19 protein-coding genes, 1 tRNA gene and 1 other RNA gene are annotated in these 21,852 nt (G+C 42.6%); 1 reads left to right on the top strand and 20 read right to left on the bottom strand.

Features of this window, described 5'->3' with window-relative positions:
- Nucleotides 1-31 precede the first annotated feature (31 nt).
- The 20 genes from REC12_RS04065 to REC12_RS03970 form a co-directional block, all read right to left on the bottom strand.
- The gene (locus REC12_RS04065) at nucleotides 32-337 is read right to left on the bottom strand and encodes an initiation-control protein YabA (RefSeq protein ID WP_308892532.1); all 306 of its coding nucleotides are present in this window, start codon (nucleotides 335-337) and stop codon (nucleotides 32-34) included.
- Nucleotides 334-1,146, bottom strand: coding sequence for a PSP1 domain-containing protein (locus tag REC12_RS04060; protein ID WP_308892531.1), 813 nt, complete (start codon nucleotides 1,144-1,146; stop codon nucleotides 334-336). The genes REC12_RS04065 and REC12_RS04060 overlap by 4 nt, the downstream gene beginning before the upstream one ends.
- Complete coding sequence (locus REC12_RS04055; RefSeq protein ID WP_308892530.1) at nucleotides 1,139-2,017, bottom strand: DNA polymerase III delta subunit-related protein; 879 nt, start codon at nucleotides 2,015-2,017, stop codon at nucleotides 1,139-1,141. Before REC12_RS04055 ends, REC12_RS04060 begins: the two co-directional genes overlap by 8 nt.
- A complete protein-coding gene (locus tag REC12_RS04050) occupies nucleotides 2,014-3,444 on the bottom strand; it encodes an aminotransferase class I/II-fold pyridoxal phosphate-dependent enzyme (RefSeq protein WP_308892529.1) in 1,431 nt (476 codons plus the stop codon). The genes REC12_RS04055 and REC12_RS04050 overlap by 4 nt, the downstream gene beginning before the upstream one ends.
- A 161-nt stretch (nucleotides 3,445-3,605) precedes the next feature.
- The gene (locus REC12_RS04045) at nucleotides 3,606-3,863 is read right to left on the bottom strand and encodes a sigma factor G inhibitor Gin (protein WP_308892528.1); all 258 of its coding nucleotides are present in this window, start codon (nucleotides 3,861-3,863) and stop codon (nucleotides 3,606-3,608) included.
- Between the two features lie 30 nt (nucleotides 3,864-3,893).
- On the bottom strand, nucleotides 3,894-5,123 hold the full coding sequence (locus REC12_RS04040) for a Ger(x)C family spore germination protein (protein WP_308892527.1): 1,230 nt from the start codon (nucleotides 5,121-5,123) through the stop codon (nucleotides 3,894-3,896).
- Nucleotides 5,120-6,211, bottom strand: coding sequence for a GerAB/ArcD/ProY family transporter (locus tag REC12_RS04035; protein ID WP_308892588.1), 1,092 nt, complete (start codon nucleotides 6,209-6,211; stop codon nucleotides 5,120-5,122). Before REC12_RS04035 ends, REC12_RS04040 begins: the two co-directional genes overlap by 4 nt.
- Nucleotides 6,212-6,213: 2 nt before the next feature.
- Nucleotides 6,214-7,785 (bottom strand): spore germination protein, encoded by a 1,572-nt coding sequence (locus REC12_RS04030; RefSeq protein ID WP_308892526.1) that lies wholly within the window; start codon nucleotides 7,783-7,785, stop codon nucleotides 6,214-6,216.
- A gap of 298 nt (nucleotides 7,786-8,083) precedes the next feature.
- A complete protein-coding gene (locus tag REC12_RS04025; RefSeq protein ID WP_308892587.1) occupies nucleotides 8,084-8,548 on the bottom strand; it encodes a CBO0543 family protein in 465 nt (154 codons plus the stop codon).
- 47 nt (nucleotides 8,549-8,595) lie between these two features.
- Entirely contained in the window at nucleotides 8,596-9,474 is an 879-nt protein-coding gene (locus REC12_RS04020) for a hypothetical protein (protein WP_308892525.1), read from the bottom strand.
- Nucleotides 9,475-9,745: 271 nt separating this feature from the next.
- The gene (locus REC12_RS04015) at nucleotides 9,746-10,699 is read right to left on the bottom strand and encodes a DUF2935 domain-containing protein (protein WP_308892524.1); all 954 of its coding nucleotides are present in this window, start codon (nucleotides 10,697-10,699) and stop codon (nucleotides 9,746-9,748) included.
- A 173-nt stretch (nucleotides 10,700-10,872) separates the two neighbouring features.
- Complete coding sequence (nifJ, locus tag REC12_RS04010) at nucleotides 10,873-14,400, bottom strand: pyruvate:ferredoxin (flavodoxin) oxidoreductase (RefSeq protein ID WP_308892523.1); 3,528 nt, start codon at nucleotides 14,398-14,400, stop codon at nucleotides 10,873-10,875.
- Nucleotides 14,401-14,655: 255 nt separating this feature from the next.
- Nucleotides 14,656-14,910, bottom strand: coding sequence for a pro-sigmaK processing inhibitor BofA family protein (locus REC12_RS04005; protein ID WP_308892522.1), 255 nt, complete (start codon nucleotides 14,908-14,910; stop codon nucleotides 14,656-14,658).
- Nucleotides 14,911-15,209: 299 nt separating this feature from the next.
- A complete protein-coding gene (gene recR / locus REC12_RS04000; RefSeq protein ID WP_308892521.1) occupies nucleotides 15,210-15,806 on the bottom strand; it encodes a recombination mediator RecR in 597 nt (198 codons plus the stop codon).
- 7 nt (nucleotides 15,807-15,813) lie between these two features.
- On the bottom strand, nucleotides 15,814-16,161 hold the full coding sequence (locus REC12_RS03995) for a YbaB/EbfC family nucleoid-associated protein (RefSeq protein ID WP_308892520.1): 348 nt from the start codon (nucleotides 16,159-16,161) through the stop codon (nucleotides 15,814-15,816).
- A gap of 51 nt (nucleotides 16,162-16,212) precedes the next feature.
- The gene (dnaX, locus tag REC12_RS03990) at nucleotides 16,213-17,886 is read right to left on the bottom strand and encodes a DNA polymerase III subunit gamma/tau (RefSeq protein ID WP_308892586.1); all 1,674 of its coding nucleotides are present in this window, start codon (nucleotides 17,884-17,886) and stop codon (nucleotides 16,213-16,215) included.
- Between the two features lie 248 nt (nucleotides 17,887-18,134).
- An RNA gene (gene ffs / locus REC12_RS03985) (signal recognition particle sRNA large type) lies at nucleotides 18,135-18,400 on the bottom strand.
- Nucleotides 18,401-18,459: 59 nt separating this feature from the next.
- Nucleotides 18,460-18,551: transfer RNA gene (locus REC12_RS03980), tRNA-Ser, on the bottom strand.
- 305 nt (nucleotides 18,552-18,856) lie between these two features.
- On the bottom strand, nucleotides 18,857-19,645 hold the full coding sequence (gene spoIIR, locus REC12_RS03975; protein ID WP_308892519.1) for a stage II sporulation protein R: 789 nt from the start codon (nucleotides 19,643-19,645) through the stop codon (nucleotides 18,857-18,859).
- A 549-nt stretch (nucleotides 19,646-20,194) separates the two neighbouring features.
- The gene (locus REC12_RS03970) at nucleotides 20,195-20,662 is read right to left on the bottom strand and encodes a DinB family protein (RefSeq protein WP_308892518.1); all 468 of its coding nucleotides are present in this window, start codon (nucleotides 20,660-20,662) and stop codon (nucleotides 20,195-20,197) included.
- A gap of 548 nt (nucleotides 20,663-21,210) precedes the next feature.
- On the opposite strand from REC12_RS03970, the gene REC12_RS03965 reads away from it, so the two are divergent.
- Nucleotides 21,211-21,714 carry a hypothetical protein gene (locus REC12_RS03965; protein WP_374214167.1) on the top strand — a complete coding sequence of 168 codons (504 nt, stop codon included), beginning with the start codon at nucleotides 21,211-21,213 and terminating at the stop codon, nucleotides 21,712-21,714.
- Nucleotides 21,715-21,852 lie beyond the last annotated feature (138 nt).

Genomic DNA, 21,852 nt, shown 5'->3' with positions numbered 1-21,852 from the left:
AGACCACCCACCCTTTAAAAATCTTATGATCTTAATCTTTCCTTAAAAACCCCATGCAAAACAAGCAATCCCCTTCTAACGGCTGCCCGAAATGGAGGTGGCAAACGTGAAATCCCTCCTGATAAAGACGCACCAAGTTGTCATGGGCAACCCCTTGAATGTGTTCGGCATTGGCAATAACACGTTCCGTCTCCTTTTCCGGAAGAGTACATTCCCGTTTAAGCCGGACGTTTTCTTCTTCTAAAGCTTTGACATAGGGCTTGAGATGGTTAACTTCTTCCAAAAGAGAACGCAATTTTTCTTCTACTTCTGTAAGGGCCTGAGTTAACTGGCTCATACCTTCTCACTCTTTCCTTTGGGCTTTTCCCCTTTCCTGGGACAACGCTGTTTAGCATTTGCTTTTGGAGAATAAACATTTTCAATCTGAAAATTTTGTTCGTCCAAAATCTCTATTAACTTATCTCCTTCTAAGGCCTGGGAATTAAAGCAATGGTCTTTATCGTCAGGCTTATAACAACCATTTTCATACTTAAGACAACACATAAGCCGGCCACAAATTCCGGAAATTTTTGTAGGATTAAGGGAAAGTTTCTGATCTTTGGCCATACGGATCGAGACCGGCTCAAAATCTCCTAAAAATGACGTGCAACAAAGTATTCTCCCGCAAGACCCCACTCCCCCGAGCATTTTAGCTTCATCCCGCACCCCAATTTGCCGCAATTCAATACGCGTGCGGAAAATAGCCGCCAAATCCTTAACCAATTCCCTGAAATCAACGCGGCCTTCCGCTGTAAAAGAAAAAATAATTTTATTGCCGTCAAAGGTATATTCAACATCTACTAATTTCATAGGTAATTGATGTTCTGATATTTTCTTTAAGCAAATTTGAAACGCATCTTTTTCCTTAGTTCTATTCTGTTCGACAAATTGTTCATCAACAGGCGTTGCTTTCCGAATGACTTGCTTTAAGGGGAGAATTACTTCTTCGTCTGCAACTTGTCGGGGGGGAATGACTAATTCTCCGAATTCGATGCCTCTCGCCGTTTCAACAATTACTTTATCAAAAGCCTCAAGCTTAAGGTCTCCCGGGGAGAAATAATATATTTTACCCGCGTTTTTAAAGCGAACGCCGACAACCTCAATCACAGAGAACCCCTCCTTGCTGAAATAATTCTAAAGCTAATACTTCTATAACCAACCTTGGATTCACTTGTTGTCTTAAGGCATCACTTGCTTTGCCAATAGCCAAAAGTTCAAACGGATGGTTTGTGCCTATGGAAATGCCTTTTTGAGTCTGTACGGCTAAAGTCTGCAAATAAATAGCCGCCTGATTTTTTTCCAGGGGGAAAAGAGAATTTAAACTTAAAAAGTCCTTGCTCCGGACAGCCTGAGAATATTTTTCAAGCCATTCTTGAAGCGGGAAAACGCCAAGCTCCAAAATTGCCGTAGCTAAACTTTGGTTATTGCCACTTAGCTCAAAGGCCAATTTAGCCTCTGCTTGATCCACCTCTCCCAGTCCCTGAAGCCAAATTTCCGCGGAAGGATCAGAAAAATAAATCAGTTGGGCCCGGCTTTGTATCGTAGGCAGTATTCCTTCTACATTTCCGGCACTTAAGATGATCACCGAACGATCCGGCGGTTCTTCAATAACTTTGAGAAGGGCATTGGCTGCCGGCAAGGTTAACCCTTCTGCTTGTTCAATAACGGAAATCTTATATCTTCCCTCATAATGCTTTAAGTATACTTTTTCCTGCCAGGTAAGGACCTGTTCAATCCCAATAGTCGTTTTGAGGGGTTTTAGCCATAAAACATCTGGATGGTTACCACCGGAAATTTTATGACAGGCTCCGCAGGTTTGGCATGGACCTTCCGGTAACGGTGAGATACAATTTAAAATCTGGGCTAAACGCAAGGCCATGCCCCGTCGATAGGAAGCACTGCCTCCGTGAAAAAGCAAAAGGTGCGCCAAATGTTCTTCTCGGGCCGCTTTTTCTAAAAGCGTCAGCGGTAGATTCATGACATTCTTTGTTCCTCCTCGACAATCCAAATCGTTTGGCTTTCAAAGCCTTGCCATCCTTGCCAACGTCCTTTTTCAACCGCAAGAAGGGTCTCGAGAACCTCAGAAGTCATTTGTTCACCCATGACAATGATGGGAATTCCCGGCGGATAAGGTGAGATAGTTTCTCCTACAATACAACCCAGACTTTCCCGCAGGGCAATTTGTCGTTTTGGAGCTAAAAATGCTTCCCGCGGCGTTAGAATCTGGGGCGGCAATGCGGCAGCAATTCCCTTGTCTTTTCTGTCCTGATGTTTAAAATCCTCAAATCCCAACGCTAGAACTTTGTTCGACAAACAATCCAGTCCTTTTCTAAGTCTCCGGATGTCTTCAGGAGTATTGCCAATTCCTATTAAGAATAAAATATTTTCTTCATCCCATAATTCAGGCTCTAAACGAAACTCCTTGCGGAGAAATTCAACACAACGAGAAGCCGATACTCCCAAGGGCAACGTATTAATCAGGATTTTAGACCAATCTACACTGTGAATCCCATACGTCCCCACATCTTTCTGCGAAAGAATGCGGAACCTTCCCCCGACAGTATGATGGAGCCGCTCAACCTCTTCCCGCAGAATCTCCCAGCGGCCGACTTCCAGGGCATACTCTGCGGCTCGTTCCAAGGAAGCAAGCAATACGTAACTAGGGCTGGACGATTGTAAAAGTTCCAAGCTTTGTCTTAAACGAGTACGTGAAACCTTTGTCCCTTGAACGTGAAGCATAGCTGATTGGGTTAAGGCGCTTAACGTCTTATGAGTGCTGTGCAAAACGAGATCTGCTCCAAGCCTTAAAGCACTCGGTGGAAATAATGAGTTAAGAAAATGAGATCCGTGAGCTTGATCAACTAATAATGGTGTATGAGGTGCCAGGTCTGTTCTTTCCGTTGACAAGCCCTGCAAATCTATACCTGTCCCATAATAACTGGGATAGGTAACGTGGCAGGCGGACACCTTTGACCAAGAAAATTGTCCGGCTGCATTAAAGCCCAAGGGAAGATTAAATTCCGGATGAATTACAGAATTTAGATATTGGGGCCGAAATCCACTCAAGACTAAGGCGGACATAACCGAACGATGCGAACTTCTTTCTACGACAACCTGTTTGGTTGTATCCGTAAGAGCAAGAAACATCGCTTGGTTGCCAACGGTTCCTCCGTTAACTAAAAAATAGGTCTCATCTGCCCCAAAAATTTGAGCCGAACGCCTTTGGGCTTGAGCAATAATTCCGCTCGGGGAATGCAGCATGTCGAGTCCCGGCAGCTCAGTTAAGTCAAATCCACAGAAATCCAGGCCATGAAAAAACTCCTGTCGCCCTTTATGGCCAGGAGTATGGAAAGAGCAAAATCCTTGCCTTTGATAATGGCTCAATCCTTCTCCAAGATCACCCACCAACGAACCTCCATTTACCTGAGGCCCTTACCTCAAGGCATAATTGACACATGGTATTCTACCTATTTTATCACATGTTAACGAATATTTCATCTACATTGGATAACCCGAGATCCGGTCATATCTCGGGTTATCCAATGTAGATGCTCTTGATAACCTGCTCAAAAAAGGAGACCTTGGATTAAAAAAAGAAATTCCTGATACTCCGGTGTGCCTTGTTCTGCTGAGCACAACTCTTGCTGACAATCTGAGCAGAAAAACATCCCCCGCACGCGAAAACCATCATAGAGACCATTCTGGGGAACCTGAGCGCAGCGATAACATACCGGAAGGACTTTTCCTTTCGGTAGGGCAATTTCTTGATTACTATCTTTTTTAGTGTTTTCAAAACGGTTAAGTGTATGTATTGTTTTAATCATTGCTAACTTCCCCCTAATTACTTCTCTTCCTTATTCTTTCCCTTCTTCCCTTGAATTAGTCGTCGCACTGCTATCCGACATGCCTGAGTGATGTATGGATACCTGCACATTCAGAGAAATTGGAAAATAGGCGATTTTCCCCTCCCACTGGTCCTTGATTGTTTTCCAGTAGACAGGATTTCTCTCTTCAATATGCCGCCCAATGCCTAAGAAATCCAGGCTTAGTTCTCTTTCCTTCTGAATAGAACTCTCACATTCCTTTTGAATTACTTGCGCAAAACTATTTTCAGCGTCATTCATAAGACTAACCCACTCCGTCTCTGAGAATTGTTTTTTCATCCCCATCACTTCATCGACAGCAATGCTTGCTTTAATCTGGTATTGCATTCCTATTGTTCCCTTATTATCGTAGACTCTATAGTTTGTCGTAGATTTTAGCACTTGTCCGCCAAAATTAATGTCACTGTCCTGATTATCCATCGTGTTTATCAAGCGGTTATCAACATTGTTTTCAAGCCACATATATCCTTTGGTCTCTTTATCTGAGAGGTAATCCGCCAAATGATCCCCGCTAAAGACACCTGCACCTTGTATTTGTATCTCTTCACCTTCCTTACCGCCATTATATTCAATGCCTTCGGTTCCTGACTTAACAATTTCCACTACAGGAACAATCGGAGCCGTACTTTCTTCACCCAAAACTGTTAAATAATGCCCTAAACGAACTGTTGGAAAAACCGACAGCTTATTTCCTTGCTCCATGTGATTCTTAATATTCATCGCCGGCAATTCCCCATTGCGCAATTTCACATTTAAAATATCTTTAGCCTGGCCTTTGGCTAAAACTAAGTACATTGACCGGCGAAACTCCGCAAAGCGTTGGGCGAAATCTATAAGATCATTAAAACCGGCTTTTGCCGCATCTTCGCCAATAACAATCACCTTCAAAGAGCCCATAAATGGTATACGGCTTGAGATCTTATAAACCATCTCCGTCGCTTCTCGAACACTTGAAACCTCTAAACTAAACGTCCGATTGTCAATCTCTGTCGTCGTTCCTCCAGTTTGCTTAGGTCTGGCCAATTGAAGGGTAATCAGATACGTCCCCGGTTTTTGGCCCAGATCAAGCCCTATTCCCATGAGAGGCGCCAATTCTTCCACCTCTCGTTTTCCCCAACATCCCGGCAAAAGTAGAAGACAGGCAATCAGACCTAAGACAAGCCCTATTTTAAACTTCTTACGCGCGACTATCCCCATCATACATTTGCCCCCTTCTTCCAATGCGCAACTCCCCAAAGAATAAAGATCCAAACAGATGTAAACGGCAAAATAAGATAATTATCAGTAAGTCCAATTTCTAAAATTAAAGAAGAACCCCCAGCGAACCCAAAAGCGATTGCCAAAAATGCGCCGCAAACCACCAGGTTCCATTTGAAGCCCTTTACATGGAACACTGTTTCCAAGCCCCAAATCGCCATAAAAAAGAACGCGGCACATTTTATAACTAAGGCGCCGAGCCAAACCCCCAGAAAGAGCGATTCTACGCCCGAAACTGTACGACTTACTTCAACCATCTTTCCTAAAACAAGTATGCCATAGACTATGCGGGTAGTTTCTACCGGTCCAAAAACCAGAATTTGCATCAGAACGACAAGCATGTCCAAAATCCCCACTAGAAATACAGCCCGCCAGACCCCTACCTTTAATTGATTGATTTCTTTGCCGCTGCTAGGTAAAAAAGTAAGAATTCCTCCCAAAAAAAGAATGTACTCCATGGGGAATGGCGCTACTTTAATTCCACCCCAAAAAAGCGGCATTAGACCATCACTCAAGATGGGCAGAAGTTCTCCCTGCTCAATGCGCGGAATGGAAAAACCTACGTTTAAAACTAAAGCAATCACGACTAGGGGAAAAACTACTTCAGCAAAACGCGCAAACACTTCTATTCCATTTTTTACTATATGTATAATGAGCAATAATCCGCCTAGGTAGAACAAGCCTATGGGAGTTAAAGGCATAATCGAACGTTGATAGATATCCCCGATCTGTCCTAACAATAACCCGCCAAAATATCCTGTAATGGCGATATACAGAATGCCAACAACCTTTCCCGCCCACTTGCCAAACACTATTTCCGAGACCTGCAAGAGGTTTTTGCCGGGATATTGGGATGAAATAGCAATAACCATTAAACCATAAGGCACCCCCAAAACAAATGCCGGTAAAACACTGATCCAGCCATCCCGTCCACTGGCTCCACTGACGATTGATGCTACTGGGAGAAATGTCGTACCCATAAGTACAGCAGCCCCTAAGATCATAAATTGATGCGGAGAGATTCTTTCCATTGTCACCTTTTTCCTCCCGATCGGGGCTTTTCGTTGTCCATTAGATGCGGGCGTCTTTTCATCGCCCACCATGGCGCCCGGACAAAGGTATCTTGCAGAAGGGCTCGAATTCGCATTGGAGCGATCGGACTCATATAAGGAACCCCAAAAGAGCGAAGGCTCAACAAGTGAATTAAACCTGCATAAAGCCCTACAGATACCCCAAAAAAACCAAGGCTTCCCGCTAAAATCATCAGCGGAAAGCGAGTGAGTCGAACCGCAAGACTTAGATCATAGTAGGGAATTGCATAGCTTGAGACGGCGGTAATACCAATGACGATCACCATCAAAGGACTCACCAAGCTGGCTTTCACTGCTGCATCCCCCATAATAAGCGCTCCGACGATCCCGATAGTCTGCCCAATTGGCCTCGGCAGGCGAAGCCCTGCTTCTTGTAAGATTTCTAAAACAATGGTCATTATTAAAGCCTCTAAAAGAGCCGGAAAAGGCACCCCTTGGCGACCTGCCGCTATATTCATCAGGAGATCTGTCGGTATAATTTCCTGATGAAATGTCGTGACGGCAATATAGGCACTTGGGGCCGTAACTGCCACGAAGGCTCCTACATAGCGAACAAAGCGAAACAAAATTGCTGTCATAGCCCGCTGGTAATAGTCCTCATTGACATTTAAAAACTGAGTTAATATAGCAGGTACTACAAGAACAATGGGGGTTCCGTCAAGCATAATCCCGACTTTACCTTCCAGAAGTTTACCGGCCAGAACATCCGGGCGCTCCGTATAGGCGATCTGCGGAAAAGGCGAGTACGGAAAGTCCTCGATCATCTCTTCGATATATCCGCTTTCTATCACCCCATCCAGTTTGATTTTACTCAGCCGTCTAAAGACTTCAGAGACAATTTCCGAGCAGGCAACTTTATCAATATAAGTAACTACAAGATCAGTTTTTGTTAAGTCTCCAAGTTTTAAAGAGATCAAGCGCAGGGAAGGGTGTTTAATCTTTCTCCGCAAAAGAGATGTATTGATTCGCAGAGTTTCTGTAAATCCCTCGTGGGGTCCTTTGATAACCGATTCGGCAACCGGCTCATTAATGCCGGCATTAGCCCATCCTTTGGCGCCAATGATAATAGCCTCTGAACAATCTCCGAAAAAGATAACCGAATCACCTGATAAAATTGCGTCAATAGCCTCTCCCATTTTACGTATTTTTTTAACTTCCAAGCCCGGAATTAAGCTCTTAAGTGTCATATCCACGGCATTTGCCGTTGTTACTTTAGCCAGTTCCGGATGACCGACTAAATCCACCATGAGGGGTTTGAGAACGAACTGGTCAAGCTGAGTTTTGTTAACCATTCCATCCACTGCAGCAACCATACAGGAAATATGCTCTTTTCCCTGAAGAATGAATTCCCGAAATACAACATCGCTGCTTTTGGATAGAATCTCTTTCACGGCGGTTCCGGATATAGGTTTATTTAAGTCTTCATCAAAAGAATACGCAGGTGTCTTGCGTATCTGGCGTACCCGTTTGGGGCGAAGAGTGAGGTCTTTAATCATTTTTACCCAACTGCGCACCTTTCTCCCTCCTAACAGGCTTATTTTGTCCTAGAACGAGTTGATTATTCGCAAGCCTTTAATTCTCGTCTCGTTTGGGCAAAACGCTGAGCCTAACCCCCTCCCCGTAGATTCAGAGCTTTTTAGCGGCAAATTCCTAATTAATAACAAAAAACTGCAACCATACTTAATTGTTCTAAGTCTGCTGCAGCCCCATCTTAAAATTACTGTTTTGCACCCTGAACTCTCAATCAAACTGTCAATCCTTAACCCGCCGCTTTTTATTTCTGACTATATTAAGAAATAATTTCAAACAGGCCTACAAAGATATTTTAAAATAAATTATAATAAAAAGCCCCGTGGCGATGGAAATCAACCAGGCCCAACGCGGCTCCTTGTAGTGTATCCGGAGCAGTGTGAACATGCCAAAATTGAAAAGGACCGAATATATTAAATTCCAGCCGTTGAAATGAACAAAAAGATGTATATTTAAGGCCCACCATTCGATGAAGGAAAAAATAAATGTCCATAGACAAATGTACAGAAGTTTTTTTAGGATATGTCCTTGAGGAAAATAGGGTAAAAACAAGAGGCAAACACAAGGAAATATCACTAAAGCCATTATTATGTTTGCCAAGGTTGAGGGAAGAATCGTTGTAAAAGTCCAAAGAGGCTTATTAACAGTGAGGTAGCAATAAATTGTATTCCCCAAAGCCCAGAACAAAATAGTGGGATAATACTGCTTCCATTGCCTCCAATCACCCCAATACCAGGTAATTGCCACACAAATTATAGTAAGTAGAGCGTCCTCCACGCTTAAGCCTCCTTCGTTTATGTATCTAGAGAAGTTAAGCCAGCAAACAGCGGTTTGTTTTTATACATGCGGTCAAGAAAAACAATTGACAAATACATACAGAAAACAGATATGGTTGAAAATGTGAAAAACCAACCTTCTTTTAGATAAATAACTTTCTGCAAATATGCCAAATAGTTAAATCCATAAATAAATAATATAACCAAGGCTTTCCATTCCCATCTCAATTTAAAAAAGTAAGCTGTCATTAACGTTATTGATAAAAAACAATAATAAAGTAACGCCATGACATAAGGGCTTCCTAAGGAATCCGGGAAAAAATCTCTAGTATAATTTTGCTTTCCGGAGAGCATAAATCCCCAAAGTACTGTAATTACATCCAGTGAGAATAACCCTAAAAAGATATTTAAATAATGATAACCTGGTTTAATTGCACTAAAAATTTTCAAATAGTACTTTTTGGCCACCCAGAAAAGCAATGGCAGCGCAACTAGCGTCATCCAAGTGCTATACCAGTAATGTTTATAGATACCTAACATCAAAAACAACTCTTCAATCAACCCGTAAATTCCGGCAAAAATAAAAATCCAATAATTTGGCAGATTTAAAACCGCTACTAATAGGGCTGTCGCTGCCAGAGAAAACTGAGAAAAAAGATTACCTGCAAGTGCATCATCGAAGGAAGAAGTTTGAATAATCATCGGATAATAATAATAAGCTCTAAATATTATGAAAAGTACCGTCTCCGCAGAGAGTGTCACTCCAGTCAAGGTTAAATAAAATGCGGCTACAAACTTTACCCGGTCAGTTTTAAGAAAAATAACAATCAATTCAATAACAGTTAAAACCCCAAGCAATATATACCATATTGTGTTAGACCAAAAGAAATCCTTCATTCTGAAACCCCGTCCTCCAATCCTCCGACGCACCTTAGCCCTAGCGGCAAAAATATTCAGCTTTCATTGGGCAACCCGTATCTCTATTTTCGGGAGCTGACCATTATTTTATACTCGTTATTTCTTTTCCTGAGCTAAACAGACCTCTGCCTTGTCCTCTGCTTAATCTTTCTGGCTATACAAAAAAGCGAACGCAGAGAAAGAATTCTTTAATTCCTCTTCGTTCGTTTTGCTTCCGGGTATAATTATTTTCTAGTTGCTCTATTATTATTTACCCTCGGCCAAGATAAACTAATTTCAAGGTTTTTAAAATCCTCAAATAATAATAAGCCTCTCTAAGCGTATGGTCAGTTAACAGCGGGGAGAGCAGAGATTTTATTTGACAATCTAAAAGAAGCTCTGTATTTGCGGCTTTAAATTCCGCGATAGCCTTTGTCGCCTGAATGTTTTCTCTTCTCAGCCCTTCAAGGCCAGAAGCCGGTATTCCTTCTCCCTTCAGTTTTTGTTCCAACTTGGTAAACTGGCGGGCAAAATCCCGTGCCCTGTGACAAAGTTTCTTTTCTGCAGGGTCTAATAGATGAGCAATAATCTGGGCATGTTCGGCCATTATTTCATCCCAAAATAGTTTTTGTTCATATAATTCAACGCGCGCATCAACAAACCGATTGTTTTGCAGTCGGCTCATGAGTTTTAGATAAAATAAAGCTTCTCTGTGAATATGCGCATACTGAGAGGGAAACAAATTTGTAAATAAACAGCATTTTGTGACTTGATCCCAGACTAGAGCCTTAAACTGCGCAAAGGAAGTTGTTAAAATCATGGATTTCTGATTCAAGCTCTGAACACAGGCAGCAATGTCCTGTGGCAGCGTTCCCGGATCAGGCTTTAAACGCAACTCTTCCGATGTCAAAGCAGAATCGATGCATATTCCTGTCAACTCCTGCGTTTTCGCCTCTGCTCCAAATGTTTTATCCGTTACCAGTTCTCCTGAACTCAAGACATCCACTGAGGCCGTGCAATCACTTAACATTATAGCCTCTTTAAGAATTTCGTCGTACTGACATTTAAACTGCTCTGCTTGCTGAGCATAAGTAACATCCTTAGGCAGAAAACCGGCTTGCATAAAAATAGCATGTTCCCTCATGATTCGAGCCATAAACAAATGCAAATCCAGCGACTCCCTTACAAAATCCCCAACCATCGGCACACTGCTCGTTTTAAACACCTCCTTCTTTCCTTCGCCTATTTTATTCCTGAATTCATTATTGTGTTCTTATAGGAATCGAGTTTCCAAGTAACCAGCCTCGCACTTGACGACAATAAAAAAGAGAGCAGAATACTCTCAAATACTCTGCTCTCCGGGCTAATGAATCTTTTGTTAAGGCAAGCTAAGTTAAATTAGTCTTCCCATTTTTGTTCTGCTAAACGTTTGTAAGAATCATAACGCACTTTAGCGTATTTTTCCGCACCCGCAAAAAGTTCTTCGGCTGTTTCCGGGAAGGTATTCAGCAGAGAGGTGTAACGAACTTCACCCATGATAAAGTCGCGGAAGGGCAATGAAGGCTCTTTAGATTCAAGGCTGAAGGGATTCTTTCCTTGATCCGCCAAATCGGGATTAAAGCGATAGAGGTGCCAGTAGCCGGAATCCACGGCCTTTTTAGCTTCCTGAACGCTCTTGGTCATGCCGGCTTTAAGCCCATGGTTAATGCATGGAGCATAAGCGATGATCAATGAAGGTCCTTTGTAAGCTTCTGCTTCTTTAATAACTTTAATCGTTTGATTCATGTTGGCGCCTAGAGCAATTTGGGCGACATAGACGTAGCCATAGCTCATAGCCATCATGCCTAAATCTTTCTTGCGAATCTTCTTACCGGCGGCAGCAAATTTAGCAACTGCAGCACGCGGGGTTGATTTTGAAGACTGACCACCAGTATTCGAATAAACTTCAGTATCGAGAACAAGAACATTGACATCGTCCCCTGATGCTAAGACATGGTCTAAACCGCCGTAGCCAATATCATAGGCCCATCCGTCTCCGCCAATAATCCACTGGGATTTCTTAACAAGCTGATCTTTTTTGCTCAGAATCTCCGCTAAGACTTTGTTATCTCCGGCATAGCCTTCTAAGGCTGCCAGAATCTTAGCAGTTGCCGCCTTGGAAGCATCGGCATCTGTCCAGCCTGCGAGCCATTCTTGGAAGGCTCCTTTCAGTTCAGTACTGATTTCCATCTCAAGAGCCTGATTCATCAAAGCCGCTAACTTTTCGCGTTGTTGACGAACCCCTAAATACATACCATAACCAAACTCAGCGTTGTCTTCAAACAAGGAATTAGCCCAGCTGGGTCCTTTGCCTTCGTGATTCGTGGTATAAGGAACGGCAGGAGCGCTGCCACCCCAGATGGAGCTGCAACCTGTTGCATTGGATATCATCATGCGGTCGCCAAAGAGTTGGGTAAGGAGTTTCACATAGGCGGTTTCTCCGCAGCCTGGGCAGGCGCCATTGAACTCAAGCAACGGTTGAACAAACTGGCTGCCTTTAACTGTTGTAGTATCAAAGAGCTGGCCGCGGTTTGGCAAGGAAACGGCATACTCCCAATTTGCAGCTTGGCGTTGCATTTGTTCGGCGGCAGGTTTCATAACCAAGGCTTTCTCTTTGGCCGGGCAAACTTCAGCGCAGTTGCCGCAACCGGTGCAATCCAAAGTGCTTACTTGAACACGGAATTGTAACCCGGCAGCTTCTTTACCAATGGCTTTTTTACCGACAAAAGTTTCCGGAGCATTTTTAGCTTCATCCTCATTCATCAGGAAAGGACGAATTGCAGCATGGGGACAGACATAAGAACATTGATTACATTGAATACAATTGTTAACTTGCCATTCTGGAGCAACAACACCAATACCGCGTTTTTCGAAAGCAGTCGTTCCAACAGGGTAAGTTCCATCTTCACTGCCTAAGAAAGCGCTCACCGGAAGGTTATCCCCTTCTAAAGCGTTCATGGGGCGAAGAATATTTTTGACAAAGTTAGGTTCGTCAGAAGCAGCGGCGGCTTCAGCATCCTGTGCATTAGCCCAAGAAGCCGGGATCTCAACTTTAACAAGAGCCGAAACTCCTTGATCAATGGCAGCATTGTTCATGTCTACAATGTTTTGACCTTTTTTACCATATGTTTTTTGAACGGAAGCCTTTAGATAATCTACAGCCTCTTCCACAGGAATGACATTGGCAAGCTTGAAGAAAGCTGCCTGCATCACCATGTTAATACGGGACCCAAGACCAATTTTACGGGCGATCGAAACTGCATCTATGATATAGAAATTGACTTCATTGCGGGCAAGAGCTTGTTTCATAGACGCCGGAAATTTTTCGTCTAACTCCTCGGGTGTCCATTGACAGTTTAAGACAAAGTTTCCTTTTTTCTTTAAGCCCTTCAAGAGATCATATTGATAAACATAGGTTTGGTTGTGACAAGCTATATAGTTAGCACCAGTGACATAATAAGGAGATTTAATTTGTTTTTTCCCGAAGCGGACGTGAGAAACGGTGATACCGCCGGATTTCTTGCTGTCATATTGGAAATATGCCTGAGCATATAGCTTAGTATGGTCACCGATAATCTTAATTGCCTGTTTGTTAGCACCGACTGTACCATCTGCACCAAGACCCCAGAATTTACAAGCAATAGTCCCTTCAGGAGCAGTGTCGATAATCTCATCTTCTGGCAAGGATTTGAAAGTTACGTCATCAACAATGCCAATAGTAAACCCATTAACAGGCTTTTCAACTTTAAGGTTTTTATAAACCGCTAAAACTTGAGACGGCGTAGTATCTTTAGAACCTAAACCATAACGTCCTCCCACAATCACGGGTTTTTGGTCATGATTGTAGAATATTTCCTTAACGTCTAAGTACAAAGGCTCTCCCAAAGAACCAGGTTCTTTCGTTCTTTCAAGAACCGCTATTTTCTTGGCTGTTTTGGGCATTGCATCAAAGAAATACTTGCTGGAGAAAGGATTGAACAGATGAACCTTAACAACCCCAACTTTTTCTCCCTTAGCCATAAGGTAATCAACAGTCTCTTCAATAGTGTCGCAGATCGAACCCATGGCTACGATAACGTATTCGGCATCTTCGGCACCATAATATTGGAAGGGATGATATTCCCGGCCTGTGAGTTTTTTGTACTCTTGCATATAATGTTCAACGATATCCGGAACCGCATCATAAAAACGGTTTGCTGCCTCACGGCCCTGGAAATAAACATCCGGATTTTGAGCTGTTCCACGTAGAACAGGGTGTTCTGGGTTTAAAGCCCGGGCACGGAAGGCCTGAACTGCATCCATGTCCAATAATTGACCTACTTCCTCATATTCCGGAATTTCAATTTTTTGAATTTCGTGGGAAGTACGGAACCCATCAAAGAAATGAACAAAGGGAACTCTCGCTTTAACCGTGGCTAAGTGAGCGATGAAGCCTAAATCTAACGCCTCTTGCACGTTATGTGAAGAAAGCTGAGCAAATCCGGTGGCACGAACGGACATAACGTCCTGGTGGTCTCCGAAAATAGAGAGCGCATGGGTTGCCAGAGCCCGGGCACTGACATGAAATACGCATGGAAGCAGCTCGCCAGCAATCTTGTACATGTTAGGAATCATCAAAAGTAAGCCTTGTGAGGCTGTATACGTAGTGGTTAATGCTCCTGCTTGGAGGGAACCGTGTACTGCACCTGCAGCGCCTGCTTCGGATTGCATCTCCACGACTTTAACAGTTTGCCCATAAATGTTCTTCCTTCCATGAGCAGCCCATTCATCGACCAATTCGGCCATTGTCGAAGAGGGGGTGATGGGAAAGATAGTAGCGACTTCGGTAAACGCGTACGAAGCATGAGCCGCCGCTTCATTTCCATCCATGGTTTTCATTTTAGCCATTTTTTGTATCCTCCTAATCATGTGATAAATTTAATTTAGACCGCTGTTTTCCCTGTTCTATTTCCCTCGAACTTTCAGAAAATGAACTATTAGTCTTAGAGGAAGAAATAGAATTTTCATAAAACTACTGTAAAAACGGACTTAGGGAACTACTTCGCATTTAAGTCGAATAGTTCCCCTTAGTATGTTAAGTATACCTCCGAGTTGTTTTGCTAGTCAAGAATAAGTTGTTAAAAAACCTTGTGATTTTTATCATTAAATCCCCAATAACTGCAATATTGATAAAGTTAATACTCCAGGAAACCCTAAAAGACCTACAATTATTATTGTAAAGAAATTAATTGGAATGGAAAAACCTAAAATACTTAAGAAAAAGTTCAACAACCAAAGTCCGACAATTCCACCAAGACTATGAATTAGGACTTTTAAGACAATATTAGGTTTATTTACGGTGGAGCGAACTACTAATCCGATAAGTAAAATAAGCAGTGCCAGAAAGACCAGAGTCATAGGCATTTCCCCCTCGTCTGTGCTAGTCCATAAATATGCACATATCAGGCAAAGAAGAACACTGTTCTGTTCTTGAACTTTAAAAACCTACGTTTAAAAATCATCCGGCAGCCGCTAGCCGCATTTATGCTGAGAAAGCATGCAAGCAAAGTCATACCTGCTCATTTATCCGATGACTAACCCGCTCTAAGACTCCCGCTTCGGCAAGCGGTGAGTCAAGAGCGGCTAAGTCCCCTTCTTTATCTAAAAACCGTGCTCTCCTTAATATTAAATCGGAGAACACGGTTAATAAAACATTTTTAAAGCTGCCGACGCCCTTCTAAAGCCCGCGCAATAGTCACTTCATCGGCATATTCCAGATCCCCACCCACAGGTAAACCATGGGCAATCCGGGTCACCTTAATTCCCAGCGGCTTTAAAAGCCGTGCTAAATATAAAGCCGTAGCCTCACCTTCCACTGTAGGATTCAAAGCCATTACTACTTCTTGAACCCCTTCCAAGCGCTTTAACAGCAGGTTAATCGTTAATTGCTCCGGCCCAATTCCTTCCATAGGAGAGAGTACGCCATGCAAGACATGATAGCGGCCTTTAAATTCTTTTGTTTTTTCAAGTGAAACTACATCTCTGGGATGTTCTACAACGCAAAGCTCCGCAGGGTCCCTTTGCGGGTTTTGACAAAGTGCGCATGGGTCCTGGTCCGTAAAGTTCGAGCAAATTGAACACTTCTTAATATTATGATTCGCTTCAGTAATTGCTTGAGCCAAGTCTTGCGAAACCTGCGGCTGTTGAAGCAGATAAAATGCCAGCCTTCCCGCCGTTTTGGGACCAATGCCCGGTAAGCGGGCCAAACAACTGATAAGATCCGCCAAAGGCTGAGGATAATTTAAAAAATCCATAAATCACCTAGAACAAGCCGGGAATTTTTAACCCGCCGGTTAGTTTCCCCATTTCATTGCTAGCCATTTCCTGGGCTTTCCTTAAACCTTCATTCACCGCAGCTTTGACGAGGTCTTCCAGCATTTCAACATCCTCAGGATCAATGGCTTCGGGGTTAATCTTCATTTCTACTAATTCCATCTTTCCGCTCACAACTACCTGAACCATCCCTCCACCTGAAGAAGCATCAACAGTTTTGTTTTGAAGCTCTTCCTGAGCTCTGGCCATGTCTTCCTGCAGCTTCTGAGCTTGCTTTAACATTTGATTCATGTTTCCTCCACCCATATTGCCACCCATACCTTTAAAACCTGCCATATTAACACATCCCATCTTACTTTATTAAGACCATTAGAACTATCTAAACTCTTAGTCTCGTACCGTCACTAGATCCGCGCCGAACATATCCTTGGCTTTATCAACAAGTGTCTGTTCCTGACGCTTTAAATCTTGAAGCTCCGGAGCCTCCCTGGTTTTAAATTCACTTTCCATCAGATTCACTAAACTAAGAGGTATGCCAAAAATTTGTTGCAGTACCTCCTCAATCGTTTGGCGGTTTTCGTTTTGATTAACCTTATCTTTATGAAATGAACAACCTTCACGAAAAACTATGGTCAAAGAATTTCCTTCAATTTGGACAGGCTTCCCTTCTAACAAAAAAGCTTGTGTGGATTTTTTACGCCGTTTAACTTGCTCAAGAACATCATTCCACTGTCCTTGGATTTTCTCAATTGTTAAAAGTTGCTGGCTCTCTGTGTTAGGTTCTATGGCCGCTGTTCTTTCCTTAACCTCTGCGACAGATTTTTGGGGAGGCTTAGTACTCATCGGAGCAGTTCTCTTTGAGGAAGGAATATCCTCTGGCCTATTTAGTGAAGGAAAACCATCGCTTCTCATACGGATACTTTGGATTTCTTGTTCTAACAACGTCAGACGTTTCAAAATTTCTTCCTGCCCACCACTAAGGTTTTGACCTTCATGGATTGTCTGAACAATTAAAAGTTCAGCAGCCAAGCGAGCGTTTGACGCATATTTCAATTGCCCCTCACCTTGCATGAGAATTGAGATCCAATGCAGGAGGCGGGATATTGGAATCTGTTCACTTTGTCTGATTAATTGCGCTTGCACCTCAGGTGCTACCAGGGGAGGCTCCCCAATTGTCAAACTTAAAAGCATTTGGCGAAGATAATCTAAAAGTTCCCGAATAATCTGTCGGGGGTCACGTCCTTGCTGAATTCCCTCAGTTAACGTCGCTAGGCTCTTGCCATAATCCGAGGCCAATAGTCCCTCGACTAACTGAGAACTAAAGGTCTCACCAACCATTCCCAGAACTTGATAAACTTCCTTAACATCTATCGGATCATTCTGAAGAAGGCATTGATCTAAAATACTCAGGGCATCCCGAAGTCCTCCTTCAGATTTTTGCGCGATTACCGCCAATGCATTGGGCTCAACCTGCCGGCCTAATGATTCACAGACTAAACTCAGCCGCTTGCCTATATTCTCAACCGAAATGCGGTGAAATTCAAAGCGCTGGACACGCGAAAGAATTGTCAATGGTATTTTTTGAACCTCTGTTGTTGCCAAGATAAAAACCACTTGCGGCGGGGGCTCTTCCAAAGTCTTTAACAAAGCGTTAAAGGCTTCTGTGGTCAGCATATGCACTTCATCAATTATATAAACTTTATACTTATCTTTAATTGAGCTTAATTTTATATTCTCCCGCAAATCCCGAATTTCATCAATCCCTCGGTTTGAAGCCGCATCAATCTCAAACACTTCAATGGCTGAACCGTGATCAATACTCACACAAGAGGAGCACTGGTTGCAAGGTTCAATCCCCATTAACTGTTCACAATTCAACGCTTTGGCCAGAATTTTAGCGGCCGTAGTTTTGCCTGTCCCTCTAGGACCGCTAAACAAGTAAGCATGAGCTATTTTTTTTTGTTTAAGGGCATTCACCAGTGTTTGAGTAATATGTTCCTGCCCTACGATTTCTTTAAAGGTTTTAGGTCTCCATTCACGGTAAAGTGCTAAATAAGCCATACTATCACCCTCGATAACTAGAGTGTGCCCTAGCGAAACTTGACCAACGCCCGCAGCCACTGTCTTCTCACCTGCAACTGCAAGCACCAATGGGCGCGTCTACGTGCCGGCCATAGATGAACGAATGTCCCCTGCAATCATGAATGAGGAAAAGGAATCTGCTTAGAAGTTATGTAACTCTAAATTATACTTTCTGACTAGTACCAAAAAAGATGGTACTATGACCACCTTTAATTTTATAGTAATAGCCGCACACCCTAGATCGAACCAACGCCTCCGAACGTTACCTTGGCTGAACAGCTCGATTCAGGCAACCTTACGGCACACAAAACGCTCTCCTTAGTGCTGCTTCCGTCAAGACCTGACACGGTTCGGAGTGTTCTGTTGCGTAAGACCAAAATCTCATCACCATCTGCCAAAGACAGCTTCACAGGCGAGGACCTTTCGCAGGAATTCCACCTTGCTAGAGCGGACTGCAAGTTACAGGGAACCGCTACCTCCCCGTCTAGTGCGGCTAAATCAATTATAGCAAAATAAAAAGCCGAAGTCGAATGCTTTGGCTGAAATCTCATATGGCGGAGAGAGAGGGATTTGAACCCTCGACACCGGTTGCCCAATGTACCCGCTTTCCAGGCGGGCGCCTTCGACCACTCAGCCACCTCTCCAGTGCTCTCTAAACTTCGCAAAACTATTCAATTCAATAAATTTAGTGAACAAAAGAAATTATATCGCATAGTGACAAGCGAGTCAATAGCTAAGTTCTATAAATAACTATAATATAAATTTTCATATTAATAAATCTTATTTTAGTAAGTTGCTTCTCTAAATCAAACTGGTTCCAAAAACAACTTTACCAAGCAAGGCGTGAACCCTTTGTGCTCTTAGAAGATAGCAGTGATGCGGTTTACATTTTGGTCACCTTCGTCCAGGTACTGTCCAAGTAGTATTTTTCGTTTGTATATAGGCTTATTTAATGAAGAAGCTTGCTTACCAGATCCCAAAAATAAAATCTCACTTTAGGTGAATTAGCTTTCAAATTATCAGTTTCAGCCTCCACAGTATTTGCCGACCCCTTTATTTCTATACTTTCACCACTTTCTTCTGCCTTTTTTAAAACAGGATAAGTTGGAGCCGCGTCATTAATGGGTATCCCTGGTTTTCCATCCACTTGAACTGCTGTGGAGTGCTCTATATCAATGAAGCAAAGCGGCGGAAACAACACACACCACCAGTTTGACCCTTTTCCTTCTCCGATCACAACTCGTAACGCTTCATAATCACCTGCCGGCAGTATTAATGTTCCGTAAGATTTTGTCGGAAAACTAAAATGTCCATATTCCGTATGAACCGGATAATCCTTTCCCCAAGCTTTAACGACGGTGCGTCCAATATCTTCCATGTCAAAACGGAGGCTTTGTAAAATTTGACGTGATTCTTCTAAAGAATGTGAGGCAGCCAATTTCGGAGAAACTTCTTTTAAAATTGCATCCCGAACCGCTCTCTTTAGAGCCTGATCTTGGTCACTGTCCGAATTTGCCAGGACGTGAAAGCGAATTAATTGATCAGGTAACAATGTTTCCGCTTTTTCAGTAGAGGCTGTTTTTGCAGGAGCTGTATTTTGTTTAGGCTCAATTTCATTCCAAACCAAGCCTCCATCGAGTCTAGCAAGCAAAACTATTGCCATACAAATTAATAATAATATGTAAACTACTTTTTTTGTTCTTTTTTTCTCAAAAAGATTTTCTATTCTTATAGACACTTAAAACTCCTCTTTTCCAAGCAGACCTTATAATTCCCTCCAAAACTTTTCTAAGTACAGTCTACCCAGAATGGGAATTTTTAAGCATTAATTTTATAGAAAGAAATCCTCATTTATAGTCAGCTTCATAAAGACGTTAAGTCCCAGTCCTTTAAGCATAAGCATAAGCGTAAACCTAAGCTTACGTTATCCCTTGTGATGTAAAACTTGAGTAACTAGGCTTAAATTTAAAGAAAACCCGGCTTATGCCGAGTTTTTGAGAGCGAAAGCCGTAGTTGCTCCGCAGGAGGAAAGTATTAACGAAGTCATACTTCCCGGTAGTATAAAGCAGACTTGATTCAGGTGGAGTTTTTAACTCCATCTGAATCTTAGTCGCACTTATCCAGGGACTTAACCGCTCTTAACTCACCGCTTGCCGAAGCGGGAGTCTTAGAGCAGATTAGTCAGCGGATAAAAAAGACTCCGTATATAAGAATTATACGAAGCCCTTCAGTGTTTGTCTCATAGGTATAAACAAGTTTATAAACTATAAAGCATTTATAAGCTGAATTAGGCGCTGAATTTCTTCAGCATTTTAATGGTTTGGACATGCATACCCTCATGATACATTGAGAATGTGAGAAATTCCCGTGCGGTCTTTAATGTTAAGCCGGAAGGCATAGTCCAGGGCTTGGCAAGAACTTCATCTAACCGGTTGCCAAGTTTTTCTTGGATGCGCTTTGTCTGATCTTCCAAAAGACGAAGGAGTTCCGCCACTGTAGGTGGTTGTACCTTCCAATCACTTGGTTTTGTGTCTTTGCCAAATAAATCCATAAACCCCTCAGGAAGCTGCATCGGAATTTCTGTAAAACCAAAGGCAAATCGTTCTTGAACTAAATAAACATGCCCAAGATTCCAGCGAATATTGTTATTGAACCCTGAAGGTACATTGTCCGCCTGGCTTTCGCTGAGATCTTTTACGGCGGCCGTCGTGTTATTGCGTACAATTCTGAGCTGGTCAAATAAATAGTCACTCATTATTATCACCCTCCCTAAATAATTATAGCAAATATTTAGGGAGTCTCAAAATCCTGCTCCGAAGATTCAATTCAGTCTCCTTGAAGATTTCTTTTCTTTCTTGCCTTCGGCGATAACTAAATTAGCAATCGCCGCAAGAATAAAGCGAAAAGCTTTGCAGCTTTAAGAAACGAGAGAATCACGCTCAAAATCAACAACCAATCCCCTCACCTTCACCAGCACAAAGCGGAAGTCCTGGCAGAACCCTTTATAGTAGCTTAGCATCTCTTCTTTACCGTACATCATAACCGTAGCGGATTGGAAGGCTGCCGCGTGAGATTGAAACAGCGTTATGAGCTTGACAGGCGCTGTACGCCACAGCGTTATAAAAACTTTTGACTGTCCAGTAAACACACTGACATATTTTAAAATATTATCAGAGCAACCAAAAAACAAGATTGATCAAAGTCACAAAAGCTGAACTTGTACATATAAAAATACTAGAAGATTATATCTAACAATATATCGACCATTACGACTAAATATAAGGTAAGTTAGGAGAGGAGAAAATGCCCGAACTAACCACCGGATTAATTGAAAATACACCAGTCGGCGGTGTAAGACCATCGGTAACCTTTACCATAAAAATTACGAATGACGACACTGTTGCTTCAACGGTGCAAATTGAAGGATTTTACGTGGTAGGGACTACAAAAATATTGTACGTTTTAGAGTTTTTTGTTTTAGATCCTGGTGAAGTGGCAACGAGAATTTATTATGCGGAATTTGATGAATTTGAATTTCAGTTTTTTACCAGCTCTGATGCAGTTGAGATCTCTGCCTGGGGAAAGGACGCTGCTGGAAATCTAACCACAGCTCACCGTTTGGTGGCCGCAGAGCTTGATCCAATTGGACTGACAGGAATTACAGGAGCCACAGGCGCTACTGGGGATACCGGGGCCACGGGCGCTACTGGGGCTACAGGAGAAGGAGTTGATAGATTTGCAACTGTAACTACAAGGACTAAAGTCACAACTGGGAAAACACTCGCAAATGTACCAACTAGTGAGTGAGGCACTTAATCAGATACAATCACAGTTATACAATCGTTCAATGAATTAGTGGTAGTAGAAAGACGAATTTAACAAAAAACGATATCTAATAAATCTGAATCCACTACAACACCAAAACCATAATAACCAAATCAAGAT

Origin of the sequence: Candidatus Desulfosporosinus nitrosoreducens (assembly GCF_030954495.1) — a bacterium.
Taxonomy (GTDB): domain Bacteria; phylum Bacillota; class Desulfitobacteriia; order Desulfitobacteriales; family Desulfitobacteriaceae; genus Desulfosporosinus; species Desulfosporosinus nitrosoreducens.
The sequence above is the reverse complement of the archived record's forward strand: the minus strand, read 5'-3'. Positions and strand labels throughout refer to the sequence as shown.